This is a genomic window from Paenibacillus typhae (assembly GCF_900099765.1).
GTDB classification, from domain to species: Bacteria; Bacillota; Bacilli; order Paenibacillales; family Paenibacillaceae; genus Paenibacillus_AQ; species Paenibacillus_AQ typhae.
Genome location: NZ_FNDX01000064.1, coordinates 21,765 through 30,160, shown reverse-complemented (window position 1 = coordinate 30,160; position 8,396 = coordinate 21,765). Strand labels below are relative to the sequence as shown.

Annotated in this window: 8 protein-coding genes; 2 read left to right on the top strand and 6 right to left on the bottom strand. The window is 54.6% G+C overall.

What is annotated here, in order from left to right:
* Window positions 1–8 precede the first annotated feature (8 nt).
* Window positions 9–242, top strand: coding sequence for a group II intron maturase-specific domain-containing protein (locus BLR64_RS28535; RefSeq protein ID WP_090718575.1), 234 nt, complete (start codon window positions 9–11; stop codon window positions 240–242).
* A 245-nt stretch (window positions 243–487) separates the two neighbouring features.
* Window positions 488–2,872 carry a polyprenyl synthetase family protein gene (locus tag BLR64_RS28530; RefSeq protein ID WP_090719929.1) on the top strand — a complete coding sequence of 795 codons (2,385 nt, stop codon included), beginning with the start codon at window positions 488–490 and terminating at the stop codon, window positions 2,870–2,872.
* Between the two features lie 122 nt (window positions 2,873–2,994).
* On the opposite strand, the gene BLR64_RS28525 is transcribed toward BLR64_RS28530, so the two are convergent.
* The 6 genes from BLR64_RS28525 to nikA all read right to left on the bottom strand — a co-directional run bounded on the left by BLR64_RS28525 (window position 2,995) and on the right by nikA (window position 8,254).
* Window positions 2,995–3,273, bottom strand: coding sequence for an alpha/beta fold hydrolase (locus BLR64_RS28525; RefSeq protein ID WP_090719927.1), 279 nt, complete (start codon window positions 3,271–3,273; stop codon window positions 2,995–2,997).
* A 125-nt stretch (window positions 3,274–3,398) separates the two neighbouring features.
* Window positions 3,399–4,166 (bottom strand): ABC transporter ATP-binding protein, encoded by a 768-nt coding sequence (locus BLR64_RS28520; RefSeq protein ID WP_090719925.1) that lies wholly within the window; start codon window positions 4,164–4,166, stop codon window positions 3,399–3,401.
* Entirely contained in the window at window positions 4,163–4,954 is a 792-nt protein-coding gene (locus tag BLR64_RS28515; protein WP_090719923.1) for an ATP-binding cassette domain-containing protein, read from the bottom strand. Before BLR64_RS28515 ends, BLR64_RS28520 begins: the two co-directional genes overlap by 4 nt.
* Window positions 4,954–5,802, bottom strand: a complete 849-nt coding sequence (gene nikC / locus BLR64_RS28510; RefSeq protein ID WP_090719921.1) for a nickel transporter permease — start codon at window positions 5,800–5,802, stop codon at window positions 4,954–4,956. Before nikC ends, BLR64_RS28515 begins: the two co-directional genes overlap by 1 nt.
* Before the next feature lie 2 nt (window positions 5,803–5,804).
* On the bottom strand, window positions 5,805–6,746 hold the full coding sequence (gene nikB, locus BLR64_RS28505; protein WP_090719920.1) for a nickel ABC transporter permease: 942 nt from the start codon (window positions 6,744–6,746) through the stop codon (window positions 5,805–5,807).
* Window positions 6,746–8,254 carry a nickel ABC transporter substrate-binding protein gene (gene nikA / locus BLR64_RS28500; protein ID WP_244157871.1) on the bottom strand — a complete coding sequence of 503 codons (1,509 nt, stop codon included), beginning with the start codon at window positions 8,252–8,254 and terminating at the stop codon, window positions 6,746–6,748. The genes nikB and nikA overlap by 1 nt, the downstream gene beginning before the upstream one ends.
* Window positions 8,255–8,396: the final 142 nt, after the last annotated feature.

The window sequence follows — 8,396 nt, the reverse complement described above, 5'->3', positions numbered from 1 at the left end:
CACCGAGCATGCGCTTAAGATCGTTCGCGGAGCATGTAGAATGGCTCAATCCGAAGATTCAAGGATGGAGAAATTATTACTACACGAACTACAGCCAAAAGAGATTAGCGAAACTGGATTGGTATATTCTGCAACGCTTAACCCGGTGGTACGCAAAGAAGAGACAACGCGGGAGATGGATAAGTTCACGATCTGAGGTTAAGTATATGGCCAATAGGTATGGACTAAAAACGCTATTGTGATCTGCATGCACATGAATGACGAACATCGGAAAGCCGTATGAGGGAAAACCTCACGTACGGTTTGATGAGGAGGGGCTGGTTTAAACCCAGCCCTTTACTCTAGTAAGTTCAGATGCAATATGGATTGGGCGTAACCTTCCTGCCCACAGTCCGTATAAGGAGGATAAAAAGCCTGCACCGTGTTTGTTCAACAGGACAAATCCGGCTGTTTACAGTACAAATAAGAGCCAAGGGTTGTGCATCGAATGAAAGAAAACTTCAGGAAGACAGCAACAGAGGAATATGGCCGTGCGGAACAGAAGGCGCTCAAATACTTCACGGCACTCCATAACCAGGTTACTAACAATTCGCAAATCGCGGTTCTGACCGAAGACATTCAGATATGGAAAAGAAATCATCTCGGACGCTTCAGCGGATTATCCGTTTTCTCCCGAGCAGGCCGTAAACCGGACACGCGGGATTTTTACCGGTACATTCAGTGGCTTAAAGTGACAGGTAAGCTGACAGAATATCTGAACCGCAGTATCTCTTATATGTACATGAGAGATTTAGGCAAGGATTTGAATGCCCCGGAGACGCAGCGGCGCATACAGCGGACGGTTGATGATATGAGCCGGCTTCTGTCAAGACCCCCAAGCAGGAACGGCACTACGGGCCCGGAGTTTATGAATCTTGCGGAGGTATACCGCTGGGCCCGGAAGGAAGGCATAGAAACGGCAATCATCTGGCTGTTCAAGAAGCTGCGGGCTGTAGCTGCCCATATTCCCGAGGGAATGAGCGCAGAGCATGCCCAGCGCAAGCTGATCAAGATTATTATCGGGGTTGTCCTGCATGTTATTGAGGAAATGGGGGAGGATGCAGCGCCGGCGGAGCGCTCCCGCAGACTGGATGCCGCAGTGAGGCTCGGTTATTCCTATGGCCTGACCTATCCGTTTGTGGATGATCTGCTGGATTCGAGTATTCTGAATCCCCTTGAAAAGGAGCAGTATTCCGCATTAATCGGCAGCGCACTGCTGTCCGGGGAAGTGCCGGAGCTAGGCGTATGGTCCGGTCAGAACAAGGAGCTGATTCAGTACATCCATAAGGAGCTTACAGAAGCATTTGTCTATATCAGGGATCATCAGGATGCGGACAGCCGGCAGACCTTTTTTGCCCAGTCCCATGTCTTTTTTCAGGCTCAGGATATTGACCGTGTCAAGCTTCTTTCCTATAAGGGATACACCAATGAGGAGCTGTATATCCCCGTCATTCTGAAATCGTCCTCATCCCGCCTGATTGCCCGTTCGGTGATCAGTGCTCCCCCGGATGAAGGCTTTGAGGAGCGGACCTTTTTCTTTGGCATTTACAATCAGCTGGCGGATGATTTTGCCGATATGGAGCAAGATCTGAAAGACGGGGCTGTCACCCCGTATACTTATTATTTAAAGTATCATCAGGAAAGGCCTGATCTGATCAATCCTTTTGAAGTCTACTGGGCGGTTGTAGCCAACCTGATTCACAGTGTCTACCATTCTGATTCCAAAGCGCGCGAAGTGATACTGGACCGGGCGGTCAACGGGCTTAAACGTTACAGGGAACGTGCCGGAGCCGTCAAATACAATGAGATAATGAAGCTTTTTGCTGGCGGGTTAGGGGAGTTTAACCGGTTACTGCAGAAAATGGTCCGCAAGGCGGATGACGTGGACTTTTTTGACAAGCTGCTGCGTGACGGGTTAATCGATCAGCTCAAACTGGATGCCCGCGAGCAGGAGGAATTCTCCGGCACTTTGCAAAATGTCCGTTCCCTGATCAACAATGAACTGAGGTTCAGCAGTCCGCAGAGCCTTCCGGCTATGCAGGAACGGCTGATCCATGCCGCCAATTATAGTCTGGAAGGGGACGGGAAGCGGGTGCGTCCCATCCTGACCTGGGTTATGGGGGTGAACGGATACGGGCTGGACGCACCGGCAATCATGCCTCTGCTGCGGTCGCTGGAATATATGCATACGGCATCGCTGATTTTTGATGATTTGCCTTCGCAGGACAACGCCCCGACCCGCAGAGGACGCGAGACCCTGCACCAGGTTCAGAGCAGCGCGGTAGCCGAATTAACCGGACTGTACCTGATCCAGCAGGCGACCTTCCAGCAGGCGTCCCTGATCCGCTTCAAGCCGGAGACTGTGCTCGCTCTGATCCGGTATTCGGCGCAAAAGGCAGCGGATATGTGCATGGGACAGATGATGGATATTGATTCCAAAGGTAAGGCTCTGACCTTAGAGCAGCTGAACAGGATATGCTTTTACAAGACAGGAGTCGCTTTTGAGGCTTGTCTGGTGATGCCGGCGATGCTGGCTGAAGCGGAAGAAACAGAGATTGAAGCACTGAAGCGGTTTGCTTACCATATGGGGATTGCTTTTCAGATCAGGGATGATCTATTGGATGTGGAAGGGGAAGCCCATGTGCTCGGCAAGCCCGCCGGCAACGATGTACTCAATAACCAGTCGAATTTCGTCTCGATTCTCGGGCAGGATGGTGCCGGAAAGGAAATGTGGCAGCATTACTGTCTGGCAAGTGACGCGCTGCAAGAAATTCCCCGCAATATCCCTTTCCTGAAGCATTTGCTTCATTATGTGGTGAACCGGGAGCGGTAAAGGAGTATGCTATTAAGCCCACATGCTATGCGGGCTTTTTTATGCTTTGCGGGGAGCTTGCGGGTGATCAAAGCATCCGCTTAATTTCGTCCACGATCAGCTGACCAGAATCAGCCCGCGGATCAGGGCGGGGCCAAGTGAGGCTGCCACAGTACGGACAACCAGTCCCCCCTGCTGTGGCCGACCAGAATGAACGGTCCGCTGCCAAGCTGCTGCAGCAGAAAACTCAGATCCCCGGCAATCCGGGCGAGCGTCTGTGGAGCAGAGTCGGCTTCACTGCGGCCGATGCCTGCCCGGTCGTAAACGACAGCGCGCGTTGCTTCCCCGATCAGCGGCTGCACAAGCCCCCAGCACGAGCGGGACATGCCCATGCCTGATTCCAAATGGATGTGTTTGTGCATCCGGCAATCTCGTCTCCCACGCCAATTAAGAATGATTATCAATTTGTTTCATTGTAAACGAAGGGGAGGGGATGGACAAGCCTTGCCGCAAATACAGAAAAAACAGAGCAGGGGCTCTGTTTTGTTCAATAGATGGAGATCAGCTCTTTCGTATATTCATGCCTGTCCTCCGCGAACATCTCCTGCCGGGCAAATTCGTCAACGAATTGCCCTTCACGCATTACCAGCAGGCGGCTGCTCATCCGGCTGACTGCAGCCAGATCATGGGAAATAAACAGATAAGCCAGATTCAGCTGGCGCTGGAGCTGCTCCAGCAGCGTGAGAATGGCCCCTTGGGATAACACATCCAGACTCGCTGTCGGCTCATCGAGCACAATCATTGCCGGTTCAATGCTGATCGCCCTGGCTATGGTTACCCGCTGCTTCTGGCCGCCGCTCAGCTCATGGGGATAACGTCCGGCGAGGGAAGAGGGCAGCTCTACTGCTTCCAGCAGTTCATCAACAAAGGCTGAGCGGGAAGAGCAGCTGAAATAGTTGTGCTGCATATGGCGGCCGTACTGGTTATACGGGTCCAGCAGGCTATCTCTGATGCGCAGCCGCGGATTAAGGGCCGCAGCAGGATTCTGGAACACGATCTGCATGTCCCGCCGGTAGGGGTTCAGCTGCTTTTCATTCAGCTGCTGGATCGGCTTCCCCTTGAAGGTTATGGTGCCGCCAGTTACCGGCTCAAGCCGCAGCAGACAGCGTGCCAATGTGCTTTTTCCGCAGCCGCTCTCTCCGACAAGGCCCAGGCATTCGCCCTGTTCCAGGCTGAAGCTTACGCCACGGATAGCGTGTTTGCCATTCTTGTATTCTTTGGTCAGCTGTTCTACGGACAGCAGAGATGTATTCACCCGCCCACCTCCTGCAGTCCGGACGGCAGGCGGGTCAGCACAGGGGCAGCAGCGATCAGCTGGCGCGTATAATCGTGACGCGGGTGATCGAGCACCCTGTGCGTTCCTCCGGCCTCCACAATCCGTCCTTCCTTCATGACGGCAATCCGGTCGGTATGCCGCCGGACATGCCGCCAGTCGTGGGTGATAAACAGGATGGAGCAGCCGGTGTCCAGCCGCAGCCTGTTCAGCAGGCTAAGTACACGGTGTCCGCTGACACTGTCAAGAGCTGTAGTGACTTCGTCCGCAATAAGCACATCCGGTGTGAACAGCAGGGCAAGCGCAATGGAGGCGCGCTGCAGCTGGCCGCCGCTTAGCTGAAAGGGATACCGCCCCGCCAGACTGCCTTCCAGTCCGACGGATTCCAGGGCAATAGCGGTACGGGTCCGGGCTTCTTTGAGGTGTTCTTTATCATGGAGGGCGATCGCCTCGCTGAAATGCTGTCCGATAGTACGGAAGGGAGCGAAGGCAGCCTGATAATCCTGGAAGATGTAAGCCAGCCTCCGGCCTAACACCTGTCTGATGCTTCGGCGGTTCATTCCCGTCAGCTCAGTATCACCCAAACGGATGCTGCCTTCGGCAGACAGGTTGGGCGGTAGCAGAAGGCCGGCACTGCGGGAGAGCAGGCTTTTGCCGCTGCCGCTCTGCCCGACCAGGGCGTGCCATTCTCCCGGCAGGACATTCATAGACACACGGTCAACGAGCACCCGTGAACGGTTACGTATCGTAATTTCATCAAACTGCAGCATTATCCGCGCACCTCCTTTTTAACGTCGTAGAGATCCCGTATTGCATCTCCCAGTACCGTAAAGCACAGGACGACTAATACAATTGCCAGTCCAGGGAAGAGCATCAGCTCGGGAGCAAGCTGGAAGTAGGGCCTTGAGTCGTTTAGCATCGCTCCCCATTCCGGTGTCGGCGGCTGTACACCAAGCCCGATATACGACAATGAGGAGATCAGCAGAATAACCTTTCCCAGATCAAGACTGGCCAGGACCAGTACCTGTCCGGCAATATGCGGGAGCAGATGCCTGGTGAGCATTCTGGCCGGAGACAGGCCGTTGGTACGGGCAGCGAGCATGTAATCCTGCTTGGATTCGGTTATAACGGTGGTTCGTACTACCCGGGCATAGCTGACCCATTTTACCATTACAATGGCGATGATCATGCTGTGCAGACCGGGTCCGAGCAGCCCGCTCAGCACAATGACGACGATCATGTCCGGGAAGGCCAGGAAGCCGTCGGCAATACGCATGAAGACGCGGTCCAGCCAGCCGCCGCGGTAACCGGCTACCATGCCTGCCGCGGTGCCGATCAACAGTGCGGCGGCGAGGGCCAGCAGGCTGTATCCGATGGTCTGCTGGCCCCCGAGCATCAGCCGGGTCAGCACGTCACGGCCCAGATGGTCCGTTCCCAGCGGGTGGTTCAGGCTTGGCCCCTGCAGGCGGATGCCCAGATCCGTCAGCGTCGGGTCATGCCGCAGAACAAAAGCTGTATAGAGGTATACAAGAAGCAGGAGGGCAGCGAATATAACGGCTGCGCCCAGCTGAAGCTTCCTGGCAAGACTGGTCTGAGTCTCTTTTAGCAAGCGCAGCATTTCTACACCCCGCCTCCTTTTAATCTGAGCTCAGGCTTCAAATAACGGTTCAGAGAATCAACCCCTGTATTCACAGCAAATACAGTAATAGCCATAACGAGAATATAGCCCTGAATAACCGGGTAATCACGCTGGCGGATGGAATCTACAATCAATTTGCCGATGCCGGGATAAGCGAACAGCACCTCGATGACGACGACTCCGCCGATCAGGCTGCCCAGACTGACGCCAAACACCGTTATGACTGGCGGCAGGCTGTGACGGAAGGCATAAGTCCAGAAGATGCGCCACTCCGGAATGCCCCGGGCTCTGCCGGAGACGATGAATTCCTCTCCCAGCGAGTCCAGCAGGCTGGAACGGAGCAGCCGGAGATAGACGCTGGAAATCGCCAGTCCGAGGGTGAGGGAGGGCAGGATCATCGAAGAGAGGCCGCTGCGCCCCATTGTGGGGAGCCAGCCCAGCTGGACGGCGAACAGATCAATCAGGATCAGGCCGAGCCAGAAGCTGGGCACGGCTGCACCGATCACAGACAGGGAGCGGCTGAGCTTGTCGAGCCAGCTGTCACGGTAAAGCGCGGACAAAGAGGCAAGCGGCAGGGTGAGCATGATCATGACTGCCAATGAGCCTAATGTCAGCTCCAGCGTAGCCGGCAGGCTGTCAGTAATCAGCTCAAAGGCCGGCTCGCCGGTGGCATAAGAATTGCCGAAGTCCAGCTGCAGAAATCGTCCCAGCCAGTGCCCATACTGGACAAGGAGCGGATCATTGAAGCCCATTTCCTCGCGTAAGGCTTCAATCTGTTCCTGGCTTACCGAGAGCTCGTCAACGTTCAGGATGGTCAGCGCGGGATCTCCGGGAGCAAGCCGGATGAACAGGAAGCTGATAAAGGTTATAAAGAGCAGAAACAGGACAACTTCTAGAAACTTGCGGGCAATGAGACGCAGCATTATTCCTGAACATCCAGTTCATTCGTGATCATGTAATACTCACTCCGGGTAGTTACCCAGTTCTTAACCTTCTCACTGTTATAAGCGACAATGGTGGACGGATGAAGGATGAAGGAGTTGATCATCTGCTCATGGACATAGCTGGCGGCCTGCTCTGCTAATACTGCACGTTCTTCGGCACCCACGGTCTGATTCAGCTTATCAATAATAGCGGTCAGCTCCGGCTGTTCGGCGCCGCTGAAATTAAGGGCTCCGTCCGGGTGATAGGTGGCATTGAGATAATAGCCGGCATCCCCGCGGGGAGCGGTCAGATTGCTGTAGGTGGCCAGATCCCAATCCCGGTTCGAGGCCATATAGTCCTCGGGCGTATCAATCTGGCGGATTTCCACCGTTATTCCGATCCGTTTCGCATCTGACTGGAAGACCTGGGCAATCAGCGGAAGGTCAGCGCGGGCGCTGTATGTAAGCAGTACAAGCTGAAGCGGCTTGCCGTTCTTCTGCATAACCCCGTCCTGAAGTTTGTAACCTGCTTCATTCAAATATTGGACAGCCGCTGCTTCACCGCTTGGCCCCGGTTCAAAGGAAGGGGCGAATGGCAGGGAGGGCAGGAAAGGGCCTTTTGCAGCTTCACCGTAGCCGAGGAGGATGGTATCCACGATCTCCTGCCGGTTAATCAGCGCATCCACCGCACGGCGGACCCGGACATCCTGCATGCTGTTGCGCTCCATGTTCATCGTCATCTGATGCACACGGAAGGTAGAGGTGGCCTCTACTTCGATCCCTTTTTGTGCCCGAAGGACTTCCAGGCTTTCCACTTCGGGACGGTATACAATGTCAACCTGGCCGGACTGCAGAGCGAGCGTGCGGGCATTGGCGTCCTCGTTAAAGGAGAAGGTGACGGAGTCCAGGTTGGACGCCCCGTCCCAGTAGTCGTCATAGCGCTCCAGCTCCAGCTTGCTGCCCGGGGCGAAGGAGGCAAGCCGGAACGGGCCGGTGCCGGTGAGCCGCTGGTTGAAATCACCCTCCGTCACATCAATGATAGATACGTTCGGGTTGACCAGCTCACTGATGAATTCAGGAAAAGGCAGGGTAGTCGTAATCCGCAGCTGATTGCCCTCCGCTACAATCTGCCCGATGTTAAGCGCATTGCGGATAGCGACGTTCTCGGTCATGGCCCGCTCCAGCGATGCTTTTACAGCTGCACCGTCCATTGCTTTGCCGTTGTGGAATGTTATGCCTTCCTGCAGGTTAATGGTCCAGTGGATACCGTCCTCTCCTTCCCAGGATTCAGCAAGCCAAGGGACGACCTTAAGCTGTTCTTCGTCCAGCTTGACCAGCGTTTCGGTAATGCCGGCGCGCAGCGGGACATAGCTGGAATCGACATGCGGATCGAGTGAACGGGTGGAGAAATTATACAGGAAGTGGATATGCTTTTTATCTGATCGTTCATCTGAGGCACTTTGCGGACGCTCTGAACATGCGCTTAATAGGGTCAATATAACGAGCATGGGCAGACTCAGGCAGAGCCGGAAGGCCGTGCGGGAGGAGAGATAACGCAGCGGAGATAGTTGTGAACTCATTTTCATGATGCACCCTCTTAATTAGTAATAGTTACGAATAAAGATATTATCGTAAAAATTACGATTAATC

What these genes read in the sequence shown, in the direction of transcription:
- BLR64_RS28535 (WP_090718575.1), top strand. Translation starts at nt 9, where the DNA reads ATGCGCTTAAGATCGTTCGCGGAGCATGTAGAATGGCTCAATCCGAAG.
- BLR64_RS28530 (WP_090719929.1), top strand. Translation starts at nt 488, where the DNA reads ATGAAAGAAAACTTCAGGAAGACAGCAACAGAGGAATATGGCCGTGCG.
- BLR64_RS28525 (WP_090719927.1), bottom strand. Translation starts at nt 3,273, where the DNA reads ATGCACAAACACATCCATTTGGAATCAGGCATGGGCATGTCCCGCTCG.
- BLR64_RS28515 (WP_090719923.1), bottom strand. Translation starts at nt 4,954, where the DNA reads ATGCTGCAGTTTGATGAAATTACGATACGTAACCGTTCACGGGTGCTC.
- nikC (WP_090719921.1), bottom strand. Translation starts at nt 5,802, where the DNA reads ATGCTGCGCTTGCTAAAAGAGACTCAGACCAGTCTTGCCAGGAAGCTT.
- nikB (WP_090719920.1), bottom strand. Translation starts at nt 6,746, where the DNA reads ATGCTGCGTCTCATTGCCCGCAAGTTTCTAGAAGTTGTCCTGTTTCTG.
- nikA (WP_244157871.1), bottom strand. Translation starts at nt 8,254, where the DNA reads ATGCTCGTTATATTGACCCTATTAAGCGCATGTTCAGAGCGTCCGCAA.